Source organism: Acidovorax sp. SUPP2825 (assembly GCF_030158995.1).
In the GTDB taxonomy this organism is placed as follows: domain Bacteria; phylum Pseudomonadota; class Gammaproteobacteria; order Burkholderiales; family Burkholderiaceae_C; genus Paracidovorax.
The window spans coordinates 1-20717 of record NZ_BQXK01000015.1; the positions used below are offsets into that span (position 1 = coordinate 1).

Below are 20717 nucleotides of genomic sequence, written 5' to 3' on the forward strand. Positions count from 1 at the left end.
CGGGCCATTGCCAGCCGGTGGCCTGGCCCAGCGGGCTCCAGGTGATGCCGCTGACCAGCGGCTGGCCGTTCCACTGCAGCCCGGTGAGCTGGCCGGTGGCGTCGTACTGGTGCACCAGTTGGCGCCCGCTGGGGTAGGTGATGCGGGCGATCTGCCCGGCGCCGGCGCTGCCTGGACTGCCGGCGCTGCCCGTGCTGCCCGTGCTGCCTGCGCTGCCCGTCCCGCCTGGCACGTACTGGTAGCCCACGGTGCTGCTGCTGCCGTTGGCCAGGACCTGGGTGCGCGCGGTGATGCGCCCTTGCGCGTCGCGCTGGTAGCGCGTGGTGACGCCCGCGTCCTGGATCTCGCTCAAGGACCCCACGCTGGCGCTCGGGCTGCCGCTGGCGTTGTACTCGGGCCCGGGCAGGTCGTAGCGCAGCACGGTGGTGCGGCTCGCGCCGCCCAGGCTGCTCACGATCTGCGTGGGCCGGCCCAGCGCATCGCGCGTGATGGCGGTGGCACGCCCCAGCGCGTCGGTGAGGCTTTGCGGCAGCCCCAGGCTGTCGTAGGTGCGGGTGAGCGTGCCGCTGTCGGCGCTGGCTTCCTGGCTGGCATTGCCCAGGGCATCCCGCGTGTAGCGGGTGGCCACGCTCTTGAAGTCCGTGGCTTTGGTGACGGCATCCTGGGCGTTGTATTCCAGCGCGGCGCTGGCGTTCTGCGCGTTGGTGAGGGTCTTCACGCGCCGCAGCGCGTCCAGCGCGAGGGTGGTGCTGCGGCTGGCGCCCCCAACGATCTCGGTGCTGCGGACGAGGTCGCCGTTGGCGTCGTAGCCATAGCCGCTGGTGCTGACCGTGCCCGTGGCGGCCGAGCCGATGGTGACGCTCTCCACCCGGTTCAGGCTGTTGATGGTGCGCGCGACCGTCCATGCGGCCTGGCCTTGCGCATCGGTGATGCTCTCATTGATCCGGTTGCCCATGCCGTCCAGGGTGTAGCTGGCGCTCGCCCCCCGGTTGTCGCTCCAGCCGGTCAGGCGCTGCGCGGCGTCGTAGGTGTAGCTGGTGGCGTAGCCGCTGGCCACGCTGGCGCTGGCCAGTTGCCCGCTGGCGGTGTAGGTGTAGCTGCTGACCTCGTCGCCGCGCTGCGCCTGTGTGAGCCGCCCGCGCGCGTCGTACTGGTAGCTGCTCACCAGGCCCGTGGGTGCGGTGTGGGTGAGCACCCGGCCGGCCGCGTCGTGGGTGTACAGGCTGCTCTGGCCCAGCGCGTTGGTGGCCTGGGTGAGGTGGCCCGCGCTGTCGTAGGCGTAGGTGGTCACTGCGCCGCCCGGATCGGTCTCGCTGGCGATCAGGCCCGAGGGGTGGTAGGTCCAGGCCCAGGTGCGCGAGACGGGCGGGTTCACCGAGGTGTCCTTGACCGTCTGCGTGAGGGCGTTGCCCTGGCCGTCGTACGTGTAGGCCGTCTCGCGGCCCGCCTCCGTCACCTTGACCGGCAGGCGCCACTGCGGGTGCCATTCGGTGCTGGTCGTGCGCGCCTGCGCCGTACCGCTGGCCTGCGTGGTGCTCAGCGGCACGCGCCTGCCCGCATCCCATTGGTACGTCGTCACGCTCCCGAGAAAGTCCGTCTCGGACGTGACAAAACCCAAGCTGTCCTGCTGCCGACTGGCGATCGAGGGTGCCGAGGTCAGCGATGGTTTATTCGCACTCAATACAGCAAATTGAGCACCTTCATCTCCATAGGTGTAGCTGCGTGACGTGTTCAGCGGGTCGGTCACGGTGGCCGAGTGGTCGCCGGTATAGGAAACAACGTAGCGCTCTACACCAGCGGCGTGCTCGGTCGAGACCGCACGGCCCTGGGGATCGTATGCATAGGTCGCATACCGTTGCTGGGCCTCATCGATGACGCCGGTCAACAACCTGGCGAAATTGCTGTCCTCATAGAGGTAAGTCTTGAATTTTCCGTCTGGATAAACCACGCGGGTGAGACGCGACTGGCTGTCGTACTGATAGGTGATGGTGGTGCCAGCCGGAGTGGTCACGGCATCGATTAAGCCAAAGCTGTTGTAGTTGAAAGCAAGGCTGCGGCCGAAGGGATCGATGATGCTGCTGAGCTGACCGCCGCTCGTATAACCATAGCTGATGGTCCAACCGTTGCGCAGCCTCTGGGAGGTGGCAAGACCATTGGCATTGAAGGTCCAGATCGAGTCGTCGGCGCCATCCACATACGTCCAGCCGGTATTGCCAGAGAGCGCGGTGAGGGAGCCTGTATGGCCTAGGGCACGCCAGCCGTAGCTGCCTGTGGAGCCGACGGATTCGTAGAGGAAACTGCGAACTTGGCCGCCATCGAAAAGCACATGGGAGACCAATGCGTCTCCAGCAATGCGTGCACTACCGGCCCAGTCCCAACTTGCTGCGAGACCATTCTCGCCAAACGCGGTGCGATAGTTGCGAATGACGCTGAGGGGATACTGCCCCTGATCAATATAGTCGGCCTCGAACTGACTCTTCTCGCCGGTGGCGGGACGGATGGGGTTGCCAACCGTACCTCCATCAGCAGAAGCTCCAGGCGAACCTGGTGCTGGACAAATATTGAGTCCCAGCAAAGTAACGCCGGCTCGAGCGGTGTTTTGGCAGTCAGCGCAAGTGGCAGCGACCTGATCCCTACGCACTGACGTAGATCCCTTGGCTGGGCTTTGGTAGGTGCATGTGGCCGCGCCATTGGAATCCGTGGCATTTGGGCAGTTCAAGCTGCCCCCCAAGGGTGTCGGGGATTCGACAGCAGTAATTGAGATTCCAGCGGCGGGCTGACCGTTATGAGTGACGGTGGCATACACAGGTATGCCCTTGCCTGGCTCCACGGCATTCATCACCATTAGGCTGATGGCATAGACGGGGCTGCACGGCAGCGTGTAAGGAATGCCCGATGTATATGCCCCACCCACCACTGGCGGCAACGCGCCATCCCAAAAGCAAATCAATCGGGTGGGCTCTTCACGCACCTCCGCCAACACACCAATGGATCCGCACCATTCGGGAGATACCGCCGCGTGGCAGGCAGCCATGTCGACGATGCGCTGAGCACCGAACGCATCGCATTGCGCCTTGAACGATTGATAGGCCGCAGAGGGAACGCAAGATTGGGAAGAAGCATCAGCAGCCAGCGAAGACCGCTGCGCATTCGATGAAACGAGACCGGATAAGGCCGTTGACCGTGACGGCATCTGGAGAGCGCCAGCATGGGAGGCAGGTACCGATGGCGCGATGGCAGTTTGCGCCAAAACGCCATTGACGGAACCACCGCAAAAGCACAACACCAACAGGAAAAAGCGAATTAAGCCAGTGATGCCGTAGAAAAAAAATGGCAACTTCCGAAGCTTTAAATTGATTGAATGCTGCATTCCCCCACCCTTTCTATGCTGATCGTTCATAGCCGACAGCGATTAATACCGGTGCTTTAACTTGTGGATAAGAATATCAATTCATGCACTGATTGAAGAGCACGCTGACGCCACTGCATCTTAACTTTTAAGCAAATGGCTTTGCTACTCAATCCTCGCCAACGCACTGAGCGTTGGACTTTTGCTGAATCCAGTATTTGATTGATCAAAACTCCGCATGCACCCGCACCGACACCACGTCCACCGGCCCCCGGTCGCGGTTGTAGCCCGGGTGCACGATGTGCTGCACCCCCAGCGACACGGCGGACTGCAGCGGCCCGCCCGGCATCGGCACCGGGGCGAACGTGAATCGGTAATACGCCTCCCACACCCGCTCGTTGCCATAGCGCAGCGCCCCATCGCCGAGGAAGGCCCCCAGCCCACCGGCTGCGAGGTAGTTACGGTGGTCGGCCGACAACCCGTTGACCGCCAGGGCAGCGCCCACGCGGTCGGCGGCGCGGCCCCAGGCGGCGCCGCCGATCTGGCCGCCGAAGGACAGTTGGCGGTCGATCTCGGCGAAGGCGTACGTCTCCTGGCGGCCGCTGCTGCGGCTGGCGCGCACGAAAACGCCGGCGTCTTCCGCCAGCGGGGCCTCCAGGGTCAGGGCCCAGCCGGTCTTGGTCTGCAGGCGGCGCACGGCGCCGACGTCCGGCGTGCCGCCAACGGCCCGGGACGCGGCCAGCGCATCGGCGAACGCCCCCATGACGGCGCGGTTGCGGAACAGCAGCACGCGCCCGCGCAGCGGGCCGGCGGGCAGGGCCACCGGCAGGTCGGATTCGGCCTCGATCTGGTCGCCGTAGTGCTTGGTCCACGAGCGGTCCAGCGGCTGGCCGTTGGATTCGCGCGGCTGCAGGGCGCGGCCACCGCGCACGGCCCACTGCGGCGTGCGGTATTCGAGGATGCCGGCCCAGGTGTAGCCGCGCGCATCGGCCGCGTAGTCCCAGGCGCCAGGCGTCAGGAAGGACCAGTTGAAGAACTGCTCGCGCGGGTCCTTGGCGTAGGGGTTGTTGTCGAAGTAGTCCAGCAGCGAGATGTTGCCGGCCACCAGGGTCCACCGGCGCGCGCTGGCGCTGCCGCCCAGTTCGTTGAAGTCGGGCTCGATGCGTTCGGTGTCGCCGCCCGCGTCCCAGCGCTGCAGCAGGAACATGCGCGCGCGGTAGGCCTTGATCTGCGCGCCCGAGGTGCGGGCCAGCTCGCCGTTGGAGAGCCCGCCCGCGCCTGACAGGTGCGACAGCGGCACGCCCTGCCCGGCCTCGGGGTTGAAGTGGATCTGCGCGCCGCTCCAGGGGCGCAGCCCGAGGTCGGCGGTGGCGGTGAAGGAATACGAACGCTCGGCCGTGGGCACCAGGCTGTTGGGGCCGGTGTAGGGCGCATCGAACGAGGGCTTGTGCTGCCAGACGTAGGTGGTCTGCGCGTGCAGGGCCCAGGGGGGCGGGTCACCGTCCGCCGGGTTGCCGCCGGCATCGCCGGACGGGGCGGCCAGGGCCTGGGCAGCGAGGACGGCCGCGGTGCCACCCAGCGCGGCCTGCAGCACGCACCGGGGCCCGAAGCCACGGAAGAAATGGGAGAGGAGCAACAGCATGCGGCGGCATTCTGTCAGGCCCTGGTGGCCTGCGCGTGTCCGCGCGACCGCTGCGCGCTTCAGCGTGGTTTTTTGCGCACAGGCAGCGTGGCTGCGGCGCTGGCCGAGACCTTGCCGCCCAGCCCGGGCGGCACGTGGGGGACCGGCTCAGGGATGGCGTCCGCAGGCTCGGCCACCACGCCCGCGGCAGGCTCGGGCGATACCACCACCGCCACTGCAGCCGGCACGGGCGCAGCGGCGCGCGCGGCCGGCAGAGAGCGGCGCCAGGCCTCGATCACCACCTCGTTGACGAACTGCCGGTCCAGCCACAGCCACAGCACCATGGGCGCGAGCGTGGGCAGCACCAGCACGCCCACCTGGTAGCCGTACACCAGGGCCTCCAGTTGCCACTGGGCGACCTTGAGCACGCGCACGTCGAGCTGCGCCGTCAGCACCACCTGCATGAGCAGGTGCATCACCAGACTGAAGGCCTGCAGCGGCACGAGCAGCGCGAAGCCGGCCAGCGCGCGCCAGGTGCGCCCCGGGCCGCGCGCAGACAGCAGCAGGGCGAGGAAGATGGGCAGGCCGTAGGCATAGCGGCCGGGGTCGGATTCGACGGTGATCTCGACCAGGCGGTTGCCGGTCTGGGGCGTGGCGACCGCCACCGAGGTATCGACCTCGAACGCGCCGGGCCGCAGCCGCGTCTCGCGCACCCAGCCGGGGGCGGCATGCTCCAGGACCGCGCCGGCCACCATGCCCACGGGATACGAGGTCCACGGCGAGACCCGGATCCACAGCAGGGTGAGCAGCACCACCCCGGCGAACAGGCCGAGGACGAAGATTTTCAGGCTGGCGGCGCGGCGCATGCGGTGCCGCGGATCACGCCGGCACGGCCGCAGGGGAGGCGGACGGAGCCGAGGGCGGTGCCGCCGGCGGCTCGTTCGGCGGGGCGCCCGCGCCGCTTCGGCTGCCGGCCCGCACCCACAGCAGCCAGACGATGAGCACGTCCACCATGATGAGCGCCTGCCAGAGGTATTCGTGGGCGAAGTTGAAGATGGCGGTGTTCCACTGCCCCAGGTAGAACAGGCTGACCACCCGCACGATGTTCATGGCCTGCACGGCCACGAAGCCGGCGACCAGGCCGACCAGCTTGTGCCGCCAAGTGGACGGAAACGCCATGACGGCGGCGAACAGCACGATGCACGCCTCGATGCCGTTGCAACCCGCCTCGATGGAGACGCCGAAGCCCGTGGCCTGGTTCCACAGCACCTTGCCCGAGGCGGCGGCCGAGCTGTCGAACCAGGTGACCAGCCCGGCGCAGATGCGCGCCAGCAGCGCCGTCCACGGCAACACCAAGTGCTGCTGCACCCAGCCCAGCATGTTGATGCCGAACATCGTCAACTGCAGGGTCAGGAAGAGGAGGAAAAAGCGCAACATGCCGGAAGGCTCCGCAGAGTAGAAAAGGGACCGCCGCACATTATCCAGGCAGCATGCCCAGGCCCGCCATGGGAAAAGCCTGCGGATGGGCGTCTACTTCCAGGAAGGCGCTCCACTTTGCCTGCTCATAGACCAGCCGCAGGGGCCGAAGCAAGGCGATGAGATGCATCAGCCCATCGCAGAGCCCGCAACCTTCAGTTACCAACTTGGAATTAATCCAGGTTGAGTCATCACTATGATGCGGCGCGTGGTGCAGCCGGAGGGGCGTGCCAGCATCGTTCCAAAATCATTTGAATATAAAAATATGCTTCAAATTGATCCACAAGGCATGGTGACCGCGTCGCGCATCCAGCCGCGTCGATTCACCATCATCGAGCGTTCGGCCATGCGTTCCATTACCGGAATCATCGTTCATCAAACCGGCTCCCCCAACGAGCAAAGCGTTTTCGCCAGCTACCAGTCAGGGGGAAACGGTGCGCACTTTCTCATCGCCAAGAATGGCACCCTCTATCAAACAGCATCGGTCCGTTATCGGACGAATCATGTGGGCCCGTTGAAAGCCCGCTGCCTTGCAGAGCACCGTTGTACGGCCGCTGCCTTCCGGAAATCGAAGGATTTTCCGCAAAACAGTGCGGTGGAGCGCATGAACAAAATTGAGATGACCAAATCCGTCCCGGTGCGGTATCCCAGCAACATCGACTCGATCGGTATTGAAATCGTGGGAATTGCCTCGCTCCCGCCGGACGTCAAAATGCCTGCAGGACTTAGCAAGGCACAGCAAGATGCATTTTTGGGAGAAAAGTCTGTCTACAAACCCATCACCACCGCGCAGAACCTTTCCCTGCGGTGGCTCGTCGACGAACTGGTCAACACGCTCCACCTGGATTCGTCGGAAGTCCACCGGCACCCCGACGTGAGCCGGAAAAACGCAACCGAAGCGAGTACCGCTCTATGGCGCTGAAACGGCATGCCATCGCGGCGTTGTGCATCGCCGCCCATCTCTTTCCATCCCATGCGCAGGAATCGAAGTCGCCCGCCCCTGCGCGCAAGTCCTATCCGGTTGCAGCCGTGGCATCGGTCGAGATCACGCGGCCCGCGGCGCAAAACGCAGCGGGAGAGTCCGCCCCCTGCGTTGGCACCCGGCCGCTGGCAGAGCAGGATGTCCGCCGGTTCCTGGCCCATTCGAGGCCCATCGACCGCCGTGCCTATCTGCACGACCATTTCCTCACCGGTGACTGCTACACGGAGGCCCGCATCCGGTTCAAGGATGGCCGCGTTGCCACGCTGGGCATCGCCAACGACGCCGGCACCGCCCTGCTCACGCCGGTCGTCGCGGGCAAGGAGCAGGCGTCCGGCCGCTACCTGCACTGCGCACGGTGCACAGGCTTGTTGGATCTGCCGGACCGAGAGCCTCCGAAGTAGCCCTGGCCACCATCGCAGCCCAATAAAAAAAGCCCGGCCTCCCAAGAAGACCGGACTTTTTGATTGCTACTTATTTAATAGCAATACGCCCTAGTGAATCATGCGCTGGAGGCCGATCAGGCCAGCAATGCATTAACGCGCTTCACATAGGCGGCGGGGTCCTCGGGCAGGCCGCCTTCGGCCAGCAGCGCCTGGTCGAACAGGATGTGCGCCAGGTCGTGGAAGTGCACGCTGCCGTCCAGCTTCTTGACCAGGGCGTGATCGGGGTTCACCTCCAGCACGGGCTTGGACTCGGGCGCCTGCTGGCCGGCCTGCTTGAGCATGCGCGCCAGCTGGGTGCTCATGCCGTCGTCCTGCACGACCAGGCAGGCGGGCGAATCGACCAGGCGGGTGGTGGCGCGCACGTCGTCGGCCTTGTCCTTGAGGGCTTCCTTGAGCTTGGCCAGCAGCGGCTTGAAGGCCTCGGCGGCTTCCTCGGCGGCCTTCTTCTCGGCCTCGTCCTGCAGCTTGCCCAGATCGACCGCGCCCTTGGCCACGGACTGCAGCGGCGTGCCGTCGAAGTCCTGCAGGTAGTTCAGCGCCCACTCGTCCACGCGGTCGGTCATCAGGAGCACCTCGATGCCCTTTTTCTTGAAGACTTCGAGCTGCGGGCTGTTCTTGGCGGCGGCCAGCGTGTCGGCGGTGATGTAGTAGATGGCGTCCTGGCCTTCCTTCATGCGCGCCTTGTAGTCGGCGAACGAGACGGTGACCGCATCGCTTTGCGTGGAGGCGAAGCGCAGCAGCTTGGCCAGGCGCTCGCGGTTGCCGAAGTCCTCGCCCAGGCCTTCCTTGAGCACGGCGCCGAACTCGGCGTAGAACGCCGTGTACTTGCCTTCCTTGGCCTTGTCCTCGTCGCTCACCACATCGGTCACGCCGTCGGCGCCTTCTTCACCGGCGGTGTGCTTGTCGTGCTTGGCCAGGTCTTCCAGCATGCCGAGCACGCGCTTGGTGGAGCCTTCGCGGATGGCGCGCACGTCGCGGCTTTCCTGCAGCAGCTCGCGGCTCACGTTGAGGGGCAGGTCGCTGGAGTCGATCACGCCCTTCACGAAGCGCAGGTAGGTGGGCATCAGCGCCTCGGCGTCGTCCATGATGAACACGCGCTTGACGTACAGCTTCACGCCGGCCTTCTTGTCGCGGTTCCACAGGTCGAACGGGGCCTTGGCGGGCACGTACAGCAGTTGCGTGTACTCGGTGTTGCCCTCGACGCGGTTGTGGCTCCAGGTGAGCGGGTTCTCGTGGTCGTGGCTGATGGCCTTGTAGAAGTCCTGGTACTGCTCTTCGGTGATGTCCTTCTTGGGGCGGGTCCACAGGGCGCTGGCCTTGTTGACGGTTTCCCACTCGCCGGTCTTGACCATGCCGCCGGGCTGGCGGCCGCCGTTTTCGTCACCGGGGTTGATCAGCTCGCCCTCTTTCCACTCTTCCTTTTCCATCAGGATGGGCAGGCTGATGTGGTCGGAATACTTGCCGATGATGGACTTGATCTTCCAGGCGTTCAGGAACTCTTCGGCGTCGTCGCGCAGGTGCAGGATGATGCTGGTGCCGCGCTCGGGGCGGGTGATGGTCTCGACCTCGAAGTCGCCCGTGCCGCCGCTGATCCAGCGCACGCCCTGCTCGGCGGGCAGGCCGGCCCGGCGCGATTCCACGGTGATCTTGTCGGCCACGATGAAGCCGGAATAAAAGCCCACGCCGAACTGCCCGATCAACTGGCCCTGCTCGGACGCGGTGGCCTTCTGGTCGCCCGAGAGCTTGCCCATGAAGTCCTTGGTGCCGCTCTTGGCGATGGTGCCCAGGTGGTCGATGGCCTCCTGCTGGCTCATGCCGATGCCGTTGTCGGTGATGGTGAGCGTCTTGGCGTCCTTGTCGAAGGCCACGCGCACTTCGAGGTGGGGCGCGTCTTCGTACAGGGCGTTGTTGTTCAGGGCCTCGAAGCGCAGCTTGTCGCAGGCGTCGGACGCATTGGAGATCAGCTCGCGCAGGAAGATTTCCTGGTTGGAGTACAGCGAATGCGTGACCAGGTGCAGCAGTTGCGCCACTTCGGCCTGGAAGGAATGGGTCTGTTTGCTCATGGTGTGGATTGGGAGGTCGGGGTCATTCACAAAAAGAGGGATGCCCCGGCAGTTCGGGGCAGGCGCCGCATTATCAAGGCTGGCGGGTCCGCCCCCGGCCGAGTCGCCGCCCTGGGGCACCGGCGGCCATTGAACTCCGGGCGCGCGCCCCGGTCCAAGCCGCCATCCCGCTCCCAGCCCCCGGGACGCACCCCGACAATGGAACCCGATCCCATGCGCCCACTACTCCGACGCCTGCTTCACAGGCACCTGCCGATGGCGGCGTGCCTGGCCCTGCTGCTGGGCCCCGCCCCGCCGCTGTGGGCGCAGCAGGCCACGGGCCGTCCCGACGGCTTCGCCGCTGGGGTCACCGGCGGCGGCCAGGCCGAGGTGGTCCGCCCCACCTCGCTGGAGGGCCTGGAGCGCGCGCTGTGCCAGCGCGCCGAGGGCCCGCGGTGCACCGACGACGCACCGCGCGTGATCGTGCTGGACCGCCTGTTCGACTTCCGGGGTTCGCTGCAGGCCAACGGCTCCGCCGCCACCACCGAGGCCGGGTGCCTGGCCTTCGCCTGCCGGGACGCCCCGCCGGGCCAGGGCGGCCAGTGGGGCCTGAACGTCGCCCACTTCTGCGACGGCCGCCCGGCCGCCCCGGTGACCTACGACAACGCCGGGCGCCGCCCCCTGCCCGTGGGCTCCAACAAGACCCTCGTCGGCGTCGGGCGCAACGCCGGCATCCAGGGCCGGGGCCTGCGCATCGGCGACGGCAACCGCAACGTCATCGTCCAGAACATCCGCATCACCGACATCAACCCGGGCGTCGTCTGGGGCGGCGATGCGCTGACCATCGACGGCGCCGACGGCGTGTGGGTGGACCACAACCTGTTCGCGCGCATCGGCCGCCAGATGGTGGTGACGGGCTTCGGCAGCGCATCGCACGTCACCCTGTCCGGCAACGAATTCGATGGGCGCACCGGCCAGTCGGCCACCTGCGACGGCCACCACTACTGGCTGTGGCTGTTCCTGGGCGCGCAGGACACGATCACCGTGGCCCGCAACTACGTGCACGACACCTCGGGCCGCGGGCCGCATGCGGGCGGCATGAAGAACGCCACCGTGGCCGCCCACCTGGTCAACAACTATTTCGAGAACCTCAGCGGCGAAGGCGCGGCCATGCCCCTGACGGCCACGGCCCGCCTGTTGATGGAGGGCAACCATTTCGACCATGTGACCCGGCCCGTATACCGCTACCCGCACGCGCCCGGCCCGGGCCCGGTCTTCGCCCCGTTCGCCGGGCAGCCCGACCCCGGCAATGGCCTGTGCCGCCAGGCCATCGGACGGGACTGCGTGCCCAACGACCAGACCGCCAGCGGCACCGCCGACGCGCCAGCGCTGGATGCGCCGGCGATCCAGGCTTTCGGTGCGTGGCGGGCCTGGCTGATCGCGCCGGAATCCGCCGCCGAGACGGCCCGCTCGGTGCGGCGTCAGGCGGGCGTCGGCGTGATCGGCACCGCCGGGGGCGCCGTGCCCTGAGCGCGCTGGTGCCCGATGGGGAAATGCCCTAGGAGATTGCTACATATTCAATAGCAATCAAGGCATGATTCACTAGGGCATGAAGGCAAAATCGCCAAAAAATCCTGCCACGAGTACCCGCGGCGGCGCCATGCCCCACGCCCGGCGTCAGAACTTCTCGTGCGCCCCCAGGTAGCGCCACTGCCCGACGGGCAGGTTGCCCAGTGTGATGCGACCGATGCGGATGCGCTTCAAGCCCACCACCTTCAGGCCCACCAGTTCGCACATGCGGCGGATCTGGCGCTTCTTGCCTTCCTTGAGCACGAAGCGCAGCTGCTCGGGGTTCTGCCAGTCCACGCGGGCGGGCTTGAGCGGCTGGCCGTCCAGGGCCAGGCCATGGCACAGGCGGGCCAGCTGGTCGGCGGGAAAGGCGTCCTGCACGTTCAGCGCCACGTCGCCGTACTGCACGCGCACGAGGTATTCCTTCTCGACGTCGGAGTCCTCGCCGATGAGCTGGCGCGCCACGCGGCCGTCCTGCGTGAGCACGAGCAGGCCAACGGAATCGATGTCCAGCCGCCCGCAGGGTGCCAGGCCCCGCAGCTGCGGCGGCGAAAAGCGCATGCGGCTCGGGTCCTCGCGCCAGTGCGTGCGCGGGTTGATGAGGGCGACGGCGGGCGTGTGCCCGTCCTCGGCCTGGCCGCTCACGTAGCCCATGGGCTTGTGCATCAGGATGGTGACCTTCTGCTCCTGAAAGCCCTGCGCCACGCGCTCGACCTCGATGCGGTCGGTGGGCAGCACCTGCAGCCCCATCGGCGCGACTTCGCCGTTGACCTTGACCCAACCCTGCGCGATCCAGTCGTCGGCCTCGCGGCGCGAGCACAGGCCCAGCTCGGCCATGCGCTTGTTCAGGCGCGAGGTGCCGCCCTCGCCCGCCGGGGGCGCGGCCGCCGGCGCGCGCCGGGCGGCGGGCGGCGGTGCGCGGTCCGGCGACCGGCCCTGCCAGGGGTCGGGCCGGGAGGGGGCCCGGGCCGCGGCAGGGCGGACAGGGGGGCGAGGCGATGCGTTGGCGCCGGCATTCGGGCCGTTGAACGGTCGGGCGGCGGGGCCGGCATTCGCCCGGGCGGCGGGCTGCGCGGTGGCCGGTGCCCGGCGTGCGGAGGGTGCGGTGGCCGCAGGCGGCGCCACCTTGGCGGGGGCGGCGGGGGGAAGGGAGAGGCGGCGACGGGGCGGCGAATCGGACATGGGCGCTATTTTCGCTCGGCGGCCGAAGCGTGCCAGGCGAGAAAGTCGTCCATGGGCAGCGGGCGGCTGATGTAGTAGCCCTGCGCATCGTCGCAATGCAGGGCCCGCAGGCGCTCCAGGATGGACACGGTCTCCACCCCTTCGGCCACCACGCTCAGGCCCAGGTTGTGCGCCAGGTCGATGGTGGAGCGCACGATCTGCTCGTCGCCGTCGTCGGAGGCCATGCCGATGACGAAGGACTTGTCGATCTTCAGTTCGTCCACCGGCAGCCGCTTGAGGTAGGCCAGCGACGAATAGCCCGTGCCGAAGTCGTCGATGGACAGCTTGAAGCCCTGCTCGGACAGAAGATTGAGCATGGCCTCGGCCCGCAGGGGCTCGTCCATGATGGCGCTCTCGGTGATCTCCAGGCAGAACGACTCGGCGCTCACGCCGTGGCGCGCCAGCAGCGCGCCCAGGCGGTTGCTCAGCTCGGGGTCGAGCAGGTCGCGCGTGGACAGGTTGATCGAGATGCGCAGCGCCAAGGGCTGCACGCGCGGCTGCGCCAGGAAGATCACCGCCTGCTCGAACATCCACAGCGTGAGCTGCCGCACGAAGCCGGTCTGCTCGGCAAAGGGAATGAACTGCAGCGGCGGCACCATGCCGCGCTCGGGGTGCTGCCAGCGCACCAGGGCCTCGGCCGCATGGCCCGGCTGGCCGGTCAGCGTCACCTTGGGCTGCAGGAACAGGCGCAGCTCGTTGCGGTCCACCGCGCGGCGCAGCTCGGTCAGCAGCGAGAGCGAGACGGCGCTGGAGGAATCCATCGACGGCTCGTACAGCAGCGCCCCGCTGAGCCGCAGCTTGGCCGCGTACATGGCGATCTCGGCGTGGCTGAGCAGGGTGTCGGCATCCTGCGCCGCACCGGGCCAGCAGGCGATGCCGATGCCCGCGCTCAGATCGACCGTGCGGTCGCCGAAGGCCATGGGCGTCTCGAAGGCGCGCAGGATGCGCTGGGCCATGTCGCGCGCGGCCGCTTCGTCGGCGCCGGGCATCAGCATGGCGAACTCGTTGCCGCCCAGGCGGGCGATCACGTCCTGCGGCGATCGCGCCTGCCCGCTGATGCGCTCGGCCACGGCCTGCAGCAGCCGGTCGCCCAGCGCATAGCCCAGCACGCCGTTCACGTGCTTGAAGCGGTCCAGGTCCAGCGCGATCACGGCCACGGGACGCTGGCCGTTGCCGGGTCCGATGGCCTCCATGATGGCGCGGCGAAAGCGCTCCCGGTTGGGCACGCCGGTCAGCCGGTCGGTGTCGGCCAGCCGCAGGATCTCGCCCTGCTGACCGGCGATGTCCAGCCGCATGCGGTCGAACGAGCGGGCGAGGTTGCCGATCTCGTCATGGCGGCGCGTGTGTTCGATGGGGGCGTCGTAGTCGCCCTGGGACAGGCGGTGCGTGGCCGAGACCAGCGAGCGCAACGGCATCGTCACGCGGCGCGCCATGAAGGCGCTGCCCAGCGCGAAGAGCACCAGGCCGGCCACGGTGATCACCCCCAGCAGGATCTGCAGCCTGCGGTAGGGCGCCACCACGTCGTCGAGCGAGCGCAGCAGCAGCGCGCGGGCGCTGGTGATGCCGCTGTCCAGGCGCACGGGCCGCACCAGCAGCGTCTCGCCGCCGAGCACCTGCTCCCCGCCCATGCGGAAGTCGCGCAGATCGGCCAGCGCGCGGTCCGGCAGGGTGCTCACCGGCACGGCCACGGCACCCGTGGCGTCGCGCACCTGGATGGCCACGTCCACCGACAGCAGCTGCTGCATCTCGGACACCAGCGTCTCGTTGACCGGAAAGCCCATCAGCACCCAGCCCACCAGCAGCGGCGCCCGCATGGGCACCATCACGAACTGGTACGGAATGCCGTGCACCACGGCGATCTGGCTGCCCTGCGGCTGCGCCACCAGCGCGGGCACGGCCTGGTCCACCGCGCTCTGGTAGTCGGCCGCGGTGCGCGAGGGGCTGGTGGACTGCAGGTGCATGCGGGTGTCCAGCAGCGCCGTCATCGCGGCGCCGATGCGCGCGCCGTGGTTCTCCAGCACCGACTGGATGGTCGCCGAATCGCCGGAATTCACGGCGGAGCGAAAGCCGTAGTCGGCCGCCAGCAGGGCCGAGGCCTCCTGCAGCCGCACGGCGTTCTGCGCCAGCAGCCAGCGCCAGACGCGTTCGTCCACGTCCAGGCTGCGCTCGATCTGGGCGCGGGCATTGCGCACGATGAAGGTCTGCACCACGGCAAACCCCGCCGCCTGAACGATCAGCAGCAGCAGCAGGGAAATTCCGACCAGCCGAAGGATCAGGCTGCGGTGCAGCGCGCGCAGGTTCAAGGCGTCACCCCCGCCAGCCGCACGACCACCGGCGCCCCGCCTTCCGCCACCGCGAGCGGCTGCGCGTAGGCCGCGGCGCCCACCGGCAGGCCCGAATGCCACACGCGCAGCGTGTAGTTTCCCGCGGGCACCTTCTCGATGCGCGCGCTGCCGAACGGCGCGGCGCTCTGCGAAAAATACGGTGTCTCCAGCACGAGGATCCAGGCGACCATCTGATCGTGGATGTTGCAGCCGAGCACCACGACCCCAGGCTTGTCGAAAAGCACGGGGTTGGCCGGCGTGCCGGAGTAGAGCTGCAGCTCGAACTTCTTGGCCGGCGAGAACGAATACACATGGTGGCGCACGTTGTCCCTGTTGGGAAACCGCACCTCGGTGCCCACCGTCACGGCCAGCACCTCGGGCACGAAGCGGCGCTTGAGCTGCCCCATGTCCTGCTGGGCCATGGGTCGCACCAGCTTGTGCGCCTCCGGCGAATCCAGGAACACGATCGCGCCCAGCAGCGGCTTGCCGGAGCCGTCCTGCACGGTCACCTGGACCTCCGCGGCCATCGCCGGCCATGCCAGTGCCCAGAGCACGGCAACCATGCCCCGGGGCATGGGCGAGCGAAGTCGGATCATGGGGCCGGTTCCTTCCAAAAAATGTAACAAGTCCACGGCGGATCGAATGGCGCCAAAGTGGAATGCGCAAAAATGGCACGGCGCTACGCTACCAAAAAAATAGCATCGGAACGATGCATTTAATAAGATATGAGCGATTAAATCAATTCATACAAGTGCGCCGCCCTCCCGGCACTTTAGAGGCAGATACTCTGCGGTGGGTCTTTCATATGTAACATCCATTGCGATGCCGGCCATGGCCCGGACGGCGCCGCGCACCGATCACTGGCACTGCTTTTGCTGTGCATTTCGTTCAAAGGCCATCGGCCACGGAAAACACCATGCAGACCGCTTCGTTCTTCAAGACCCTCTCCATCTCCCGCCGTCTGTTCCTGGGATTCGGCTGCATGCTGGCACTGCTCATCGCGGTGGCCATCGTGGCGCATTCTTCGTTGAACGAGGTCAACCAGCAAATGCAGCAGATGACCGGTGCCAGCGCCGCCAAGATGCGGCTGGTCAACAGCATGCTGGAGAACGTGAGCGCCATCGGCATCCAGGGGCGGTCGGCGGCGATGCTCGGCGAGGTCGATCCCAAGAGCGCCGAAGAGCAGACCCGCCGCGTCGGCCAGGCGCTGCAGCGCTACGCGGCGCAGGAGACCGAACTGGCCACGCTGCTCGACTCCGGCGCCACGCCGGCCGAACGCCAACTGCAGACCGACATCCAGGCCCTGGCCCGCAAGACCCGGCCCGAGCTGGACACGGCCCTCAAGGCCATCTCCGACGGTGACACCGTGAGCGCCACGCTCTCGCTCATGACGCGTGTGGCCCCCGCCGAATCCGCCTGGCGCGACAAGCTGGCCGAACTGGTGCAGTTGCAGAACACCCTCAACACCGAAGCCGCGGCCGGCGCGTCGCGCATGGAAAACCGGGCCCGCGCCATCGGCGGCGGGCTGGTGGCCCTGGCCATCGTGCTGGGCGCGCTGATCGCCTGGCGCACCACGGCCAGCATCACCCAGCCCATCGGGCGGGCGGTGGTGGTGGCCGAACGCATCGCGCGCGGCGACCTCACCTCGCGCGTGGAAGTGCGCATCCAGGACGAGACCGGCCGGCTGCTGGACGCCATCGCCGCCATGCAGGAGCAGCTGCGCTCGCTGGTGGGCGGCATCGGCACCACGGCGGATTCGATCCTGCTGGCCAGCTCCGAAGTGGCCTCGGGCAACCTCGACCTGAGCCAGCGCACCGAGCAGACCTCGGGCAACCTGCAGCAGGCCGCCTCGGCGCTGGAAGACCTGACGCACACCGTGCAGCAAAGCGCCGACGCCGCGCGCCAGGCCAACCAGATGACCGCCGCCGCCTCGCAAGTGGCCGAGCGCGGCGGCGAGGTCGTCTCGCAGGTGGTGCGCACCATGGACGTGATCAGCGCCAGCTCGCGCAAGATCGCGGACATCATCAGCGTGATCGACGGCATCGCCTTCCAGACCAACATCCTGGCCCTCAATGCCGCGGTCGAAGCCGCGCGCGCGGGCGAACAGGGCCGCGGCTTCGCGGTGGTGGCCGGCGAGGTGCGCGCGCTGGCGGGGCGCTCGGCCGATGCCGCGCGCGAGATCAAGGCACTGATCCTGGCCAGCGCCAATCAGGTGCAGGAAGGCACCACGTTGGTGGGCCACGCGGGCGCCACCATCGGCGAACTGGTGGAGTCAGTCCAGCAGGTGTCGGGCATCATGGCCGAGATCACCGCATCGGCCCGCGAGCAGAGCGACCGCATCGCCGAAGTGAGCCAGTCGGTGGGCGCGCTGGAGACCATGACGCAGCAGAACGCCGCGCTGGTGGAAGAAAGCAGCGCGGCCGCCGGCAGCCTCAAGGACCAGGCCGGCCGGCTCACGGACATGGTGGGCACCTTCCGCCTGACGCGCACCCCCGAGCTGGCAGCGCCCGTCAGCCGCGCATGACCGCCTGGGCATCCGGGGCCTCCGGCGCGCGGACGGCGCGCCGCACGGGCGCCTCGGCCTGCGCGGCGAACACGCTCTCGCGCAGCGCGGGCAGGTCCAGCACCCGCAGCCCGCCGTATTCCACGCAGATCGCGCCCTGCGCCTGCAGCTCGGCCAGCGCCTCGTTCACGCGCTGGCGCGACAGCCCCACCAGGTACGCCAGCTCCTGCTGCGTGATGCGCAGCACCTCGCGCACGCCGGGGTAGAGCACCGGGTTGAACAGCGCCGCCAGGCTTCGCGCGACGCGCACGTCGGGGTTGCCCAGCCGGTCGATCTCGCGCGCGGCGATGAACTGGCCCAGCCGCTCGTTGAGCTGGTTCATCACGAACCGGTTGAAGCCGATGGAGTGGTCCAGCAGCCAGTGGAAGGTGTCGATGGGCAGGCCCGCCACCACGCTCTTGCGCAGCGCCTGGATGTTGTAGCGGTAAGGCTCGCGCTTGACCGCCGTGCCCTCGCCGAACCACCCGCCCGGGGGCACGCCGGTGAAGGTCATCGTCTGGCCCTGGGCGTTGTCGGTGCTCATCTTGAGCAGCCCCTCCACCACGCCGAACCAGTAGGTCACCGGCCGGCCCACGCGGCACACGTAGTCGCCCACCTTCGCATCGCCCACCAGCAGCGCGGCCACGGCGCGCTCGCGCTCGGGCACGGACAGCAGCGCCAGCCAGGGAATGCCGTCCAGCTCCACCTGGGACGGCAGGCGGCGGCGCTGGTGCAGCGAAAGGTCGTCGTTCATGGACTGCGAGCATGGCGCAGGAAGGCCGCCCGGCGATTGCGGGAATACCACGACGCGGACTGTTGCCGGGGCGACAAAGAATCGACCCGCGCACACCGATGATCCGCCCACCGGCCACGGAGACACCATGCCAAGAACATTCCAACAGGCCCCCTGTTCGACCGCGCCTGCCTCGCCCACCACCCGCCACCTGCACCGCGATGCGCCGCCGGCCCCGCTGCAGCGCCGCCGCCTGCTCGCGGGGGCGGCCGCGCTGGCCCTGCCGTGGACCGGCTCGGCGCCGGCACGCGCACAGGGCACAGTGCTGCGCATCGCGCAGTCCACCGCGCTCACCGGCCCGCTGGGCGACCTGGGATCGGCCATGCACCAGGGCGCCAAGGCCGCCTTCGCCGCCATCAACGCCCAGGGCGGCGTGCAGGGCCAGACGATCGAACTCACCACGCTGGACGACGGCTACGACATCCCCCGCGCGCTGGCCAACGTGGACAAATTCCTCGCCGACCGCGAGCAGTTCGCGCTCTTCAACTGCATGGGCACGCCCATGGTCGAGGCCATGCTGCCCAAGGTGCTGCCCTCGGGCATGCCGTTCTTCGCCCCGTTCACCGGCGCCCTGCTCAGCCGCGTGAAGGGCGCGCGCAGCGTGTTCAACGTGCGCGCCACCTACGCCGAAGAGGCCGACAAGCTGGTCCAGCACTTCTCGACGCTGGGCATCCGGCGCATCGCCGTGGCCTACCAGAACAACGCCTTCGGCAAGGAGGTGTTCAACGCCGCCCGCGACGCCATGGCCCGGCTGAAGCTGGGCGAACCGCTGTCCGGCACCGTCGAAAGCGATGCGTCGAACGCCGGCGCCACGGCGCGCCAGGTCGCCGACGGCAACCCCGAGGCGGTGCTGATCGGCCTGGCCGGCAAGCCGGCGCTGGAGTTCGTGAAAGCCTTCCGGAGCCTTCGGCGCGGGACCGCACTGTATGCCACGTCCGTGATGGGCACCTCGGCCGCCGTCAAGGCCCTGGGGCCGGATGCCGTCGGCCTGACCATCTCGCAGGTCGTGCCGCTGCCCACCAATGTGGTGGTGCCGGTGGTGCGCGAATTCCAGGCCGCCTGGAAAGCCGTGGGCGCCACGGCCGAGCCCTCGCACCTGGCGCTGGAGGGCTACATCAACGCCCGCGTGTTCGCCCAGGCACTGCAGCGCGCGGGCCGCAACCCGTCGCGCGCCGCCTTCGTGGACGCCACCTGGAGCCTGAAGAACTGGGACCTGGGCGGCTTCGAGGTGAACGCCACCGGCCCGGAACGCAGCGCCTCGCGCTTCGTCGAGCTGACCCTCGTGGGGCGGGACGGCCGGTTCATCCGCTGAGCCGCCCAGCGGTCGCCGGTCCGAGTCCACCGGAGCGCGGCGGCCGAATCATTTGCTATTAAAAATATAGCACTACAGGCATGCAATCCGCCGGCATGGGCCTTTTTTGGCCTGTACCAGCGCACCCGCTGCGCCCTCTAATTCGCCCTTGGCTTCGCCTTCACTGCGACGGCACGGCGTAGCGGTAGCCCCGGAAGGCCCACACCGTGCGGGACGGCTCGATCTTCTCCAGCACCACGCCCGGCGCGGCCTGGTCGCCCTCGTGCAGCACCTGCCCGTTGACGATGGCCATGCGGTAGGCCGGGTTGGCCGAATAGGTGGCGCCGCTGAACTGCATGGCCGGCAATTGCTCGCGCACGGACGGCGGCAGATCGCGCTGCGCCACGACGGGCTGGGCCGGGGCCTGGATAGGCGGCGCCACGGCGGGTGCGGCCGGGGCCTGGGCCGGCGGCAGCAGGCGCGCGGTGGCCGCCGCTGCGGCCGAAGCGCGCGACAGCGGGGCGGACGCTGCGCGCTCGGTGGCGCGCTCGGGCGCAGGAGCCGCCGGCGCCGAAGGCACGGCGACCGGGGCCACACGCTCCGGCCGCAGCGCCGGAGCAGGGGCTGGCGCCGGCAACGGGGCCACACGGGTGCGGGCGGGTGCTTCGGCGGGTGCGGGGGCCGGCGCAGGCAAAGGTGCCGTCACCGCAGCGGCAGGCGCGGCCACCGGGTTCGCGGGGCTGGACGCCGGCGCGGCCGCCAGCCGCACCGGCTCGGACGGCACCGCCGTGCGGTGCGCGAACCACCAGGACGCACCCGCCGCCGCGCCGGCGACGGCCACGCCGGCCGCCAGCACCGGCAGCCACGGCAGGGCGCCCGTGCGCGCCGGTTCGGCCGCAGACGGGGCGCCCGGCGCCGGCACGGCCGGCGTGTGCAGGCCGGGCACGGCGCCGCGGCCGCGTTCGGCTTCGGCGCGCCGCAGGGCGTCAAGGATGTAGGACATAGGATGGAAAAAAGTGCGTGGGGCGGTGCCCGCCGGGCGGGGACATCAAAGTGCGGAGAAG

General features: G+C 68.4%; 16 protein-coding genes. 5 read left to right on the forward strand and 11 right to left on the reverse strand.

All coding sequences use genetic code 11. The features are described from left to right. The 5 genes from AVAK2825_RS17905 to AVAK2825_RS17925 form a co-directional block, all read right to left on the reverse strand. The coding region (locus tag AVAK2825_RS17905) for an RHS repeat domain-containing protein (protein ID WP_284401361.1) at positions 1 to 2338 on the reverse strand (2338 nt) is incomplete at its 3' end. 1237 nt (positions 2339 to 3575) lie between these two features. Next, positions 3576 to 4991 (reverse strand): carbohydrate porin, encoded by a 1416-nt coding sequence (locus AVAK2825_RS17910; protein WP_284401363.1) that lies wholly within the window; start codon positions 4989 to 4991, stop codon positions 3576 to 3578. A gap of 59 nt (positions 4992 to 5050) precedes the next feature. Further along, positions 5051 to 5836 carry an exosortase H-associated membrane protein gene (locus AVAK2825_RS17915; RefSeq protein ID WP_284401365.1) on the reverse strand — a complete coding sequence of 262 codons (786 nt, stop codon included), beginning with the start codon at positions 5834 to 5836 and terminating at the stop codon, positions 5051 to 5053. A 13-nt stretch (positions 5837 to 5849) separates the two neighbouring features. Beyond that, entirely contained in the window at positions 5850 to 6407 is a 558-nt protein-coding gene (xrtH, locus tag AVAK2825_RS17920; protein WP_284401367.1) for an exosortase H, read from the reverse strand. Positions 6408 to 6447: 40 nt separating this feature from the next. Then, complete coding sequence (locus AVAK2825_RS17925; RefSeq protein ID WP_284401368.1) at positions 6448 to 6576, reverse strand: hypothetical protein; 129 nt, start codon at positions 6574 to 6576, stop codon at positions 6448 to 6450. 66 nt (positions 6577 to 6642) lie between these two features. Here AVAK2825_RS17925 and AVAK2825_RS17930 point away from each other — a divergent pair, with 66 nt between their 5' ends. Both AVAK2825_RS17930 and AVAK2825_RS17935 read left to right on the forward strand, forming a co-directional pair. Beyond that, positions 6643 to 7368, forward strand: a complete 726-nt coding sequence (locus AVAK2825_RS17930) for a peptidoglycan recognition protein family protein (protein WP_284401371.1) — start codon at positions 6643 to 6645, stop codon at positions 7366 to 7368. Next, entirely contained in the window at positions 7359 to 7829 is a 471-nt protein-coding gene (locus AVAK2825_RS17935) for a hypothetical protein (protein ID WP_284401373.1), read from the forward strand. Before AVAK2825_RS17930 ends, AVAK2825_RS17935 begins: the two co-directional genes overlap by 10 nt. 116 nt (positions 7830 to 7945) lie before the next feature. Here AVAK2825_RS17935 and htpG read toward each other — a convergent pair whose 3' ends face one another. Beyond that, the gene (htpG, locus tag AVAK2825_RS17940) at positions 7946 to 9934 is read right to left on the reverse strand and encodes a molecular chaperone HtpG (protein WP_272567069.1); all 1989 of its coding nucleotides are present in this window, start codon (positions 9932 to 9934) and stop codon (positions 7946 to 7948) included. A gap of 213 nt (positions 9935 to 10147) precedes the next feature. Here htpG and AVAK2825_RS17945 point away from each other — a divergent pair, with 213 nt between their 5' ends. Then, a complete protein-coding gene (locus AVAK2825_RS17945) occupies positions 10148 to 11443 on the forward strand; it encodes a polysaccharide lyase family 1 protein (protein WP_284401376.1) in 1296 nt (431 codons plus the stop codon). A gap of 147 nt (positions 11444 to 11590) precedes the next feature. Here the strand turns inward: AVAK2825_RS17945 and AVAK2825_RS17950 are convergent, their stop codons facing one another. From AVAK2825_RS17950 to AVAK2825_RS17960, 3 genes are read right to left on the reverse strand one after another with little or no spacing between them, the layout of a single operon-like run. Then, positions 11591 to 12664 (reverse strand): pseudouridine synthase, encoded by a 1074-nt coding sequence (locus AVAK2825_RS17950; RefSeq protein ID WP_284401378.1) that lies wholly within the window; start codon positions 12662 to 12664, stop codon positions 11591 to 11593. Between the two features lie 5 nt (positions 12665 to 12669). Further along, positions 12670 to 15006, reverse strand: a complete 2337-nt coding sequence (locus AVAK2825_RS17955) for a putative bifunctional diguanylate cyclase/phosphodiesterase (RefSeq protein ID WP_284401380.1) — start codon at positions 15004 to 15006, stop codon at positions 12670 to 12672. Beyond that, positions 15003 to 15602 (reverse strand): methylamine utilization protein, encoded by a 600-nt coding sequence (locus AVAK2825_RS17960; protein ID WP_502870563.1) that lies wholly within the window; start codon positions 15600 to 15602, stop codon positions 15003 to 15005. Before AVAK2825_RS17960 ends, AVAK2825_RS17955 begins: the two co-directional genes overlap by 4 nt. Before the next feature lie 341 nt (positions 15603 to 15943). On the opposite strand from AVAK2825_RS17960, the gene AVAK2825_RS17965 reads away from it, so the two are divergent. After that, positions 15944 to 17551 (forward strand): methyl-accepting chemotaxis protein, encoded by a 1608-nt coding sequence (locus AVAK2825_RS17965; RefSeq protein WP_284401385.1) that lies wholly within the window; start codon positions 15944 to 15946, stop codon positions 17549 to 17551. Here AVAK2825_RS17965 and AVAK2825_RS17970 read toward each other — a convergent pair. After that, positions 17538 to 18323, reverse strand: a complete 786-nt coding sequence (locus tag AVAK2825_RS17970; protein WP_284401387.1) for a Crp/Fnr family transcriptional regulator — start codon at positions 18321 to 18323, stop codon at positions 17538 to 17540. The genes AVAK2825_RS17965 and AVAK2825_RS17970 overlap by 14 nt on opposite strands. A 127-nt stretch (positions 18324 to 18450) precedes the next feature. Between AVAK2825_RS17970 and AVAK2825_RS17975 the strand changes: the two genes are divergently transcribed. Then, a complete protein-coding gene (locus AVAK2825_RS17975; RefSeq protein ID WP_284401389.1) occupies positions 18451 to 19674 on the forward strand; it encodes an ABC transporter substrate-binding protein in 1224 nt (407 codons plus the stop codon). A 160-nt stretch (positions 19675 to 19834) separates the two neighbouring features. On the opposite strand, the gene AVAK2825_RS17980 is transcribed toward AVAK2825_RS17975, so the two are convergent. Beyond that, positions 19835 to 20656, reverse strand: coding sequence for a general secretion pathway protein GspB (locus AVAK2825_RS17980; RefSeq protein WP_284401391.1), 822 nt, complete (start codon positions 20654 to 20656; stop codon positions 19835 to 19837). Positions 20657 to 20717 lie beyond the last annotated feature (61 nt).